The sequence below is a fragment of the Moorena sp. SIO4A1 genome, assembly GCF_010672065.1.
Classification (GTDB): domain Bacteria; phylum Cyanobacteriota; class Cyanobacteriia; order Cyanobacteriales; family Coleofasciculaceae; genus Moorena.
On sequence record NZ_JAAHHX010000906.1, the window covers coordinates 1 to 1,189 of the forward strand.

The following is a 1,189-nucleotide window of genomic DNA, read 5'->3' on the forward strand; positions in this document are numbered from 1 at the left end:
CAATAGCGAGTGGGGAGGGGCTGTGTGCGGAACCTGCGTCCGCACCTTGTAAGCCCCGTGGAAACCACGCCAGTTGCTCATGGGGGAGACCCCCAAGACCGCACTGGCTCCCCTGTTCCCTTGCTGCATCGCTTTTTTAGTCAATCCCCACCCATAACCACAAACGTCTCCCCACAACAGATGACATTCATCAATCAAATACACCACAAGCTTTCCAGTCTCTATATCTTCACGATTTTATTCTAATAAATCACAAATTTCTTGATGTCGTATCTCTACCTTTTTTTGCTCTCGTTTTGGGTTACTTTTTTGATTTTTTTTCCAACTCATTCCTGCCTCTTTAAAGATATCATAGTAACTCTGTTTTGACTGAAATTTGATCCCATAATTATCTTCTATATAATTTTCTAGTTTACTTAAATCTATCTGATTTTGACTTCTTAACCACTCAATTATAGAAATCCGATCGCTTTGATTAAGGTATCCTTTTGAGCCTTTATGTTTTAGTTTCAATCCCTCAATACCTTCTAGGGCAAAACGAACTTTGCCTTTGCTAACAAAAGCAGCAGAGACCCCTAATATTTTTTTGATTTTTGTGACTTTAAAACCTTGAATAAGCATCCGAATAGCTAAGGCTCTTTTTAGCTCTCTTGGTTCTGGATTGCTTTCGATAAAATTTTCTAGTTCTTCTTGAACATCAGTTTTAAACTGCTCGATTGGTTTATTCATAATTTCTATTTTTTTTATTTGATAAAACTCATTTTATTATAATATTTGATTTTTGACAAATGATTTAGGATTGCTATAGCAGGATAAAGTTTGGGGTAGGTTATTAAGAGTTGTGAGAATATACCAAGGTTCTTTAGCTCCTTTCCCCTGATATTGACGTTTCCAATGAACCGCTAAATTAAAGTTTCCTAATTGATGAATTTTTGTGTAATAAATGTTTGAGTAAAATCGAGAGCTTCCTGGCTTAACTCCTAAATCTTTGAGGGGGCGATAAACGGCATCATCATCTTGAAGGCAAGTCCCTTTTTTCTGACGCAAAGCAAAGTCGACTTTCCTGTCCTGTAGCCACTTAGCTAGCTGAACACTGTGAAATTCTCGGTCTCCTAATACTAGTACAGGTAAGAGGTGCAGCAGCCTTAATACCGGAGTTAGAACTTTTTTTGTTCCGCCAAACTACTGT

At 37.8% G+C, this 1,189-nt stretch carries 2 pseudogenes; both read right to left on the reverse strand.

What is annotated here, in order from left to right:
- Positions 1–144: 144 nt before the first annotated feature.
- Positions 145–729: pseudogene (locus F6K53_RS43975) on the reverse strand (winged helix-turn-helix domain-containing protein); the annotation flags it as partial.
- A gap of 36 nt (positions 730–765) precedes the next feature.
- Positions 766–1,155 (reverse strand): annotated as a pseudogene (locus F6K53_RS43980) (transposase); the annotation flags it as partial.
- Between the last annotated feature and the right edge of the window lie 34 nt (positions 1,156–1,189).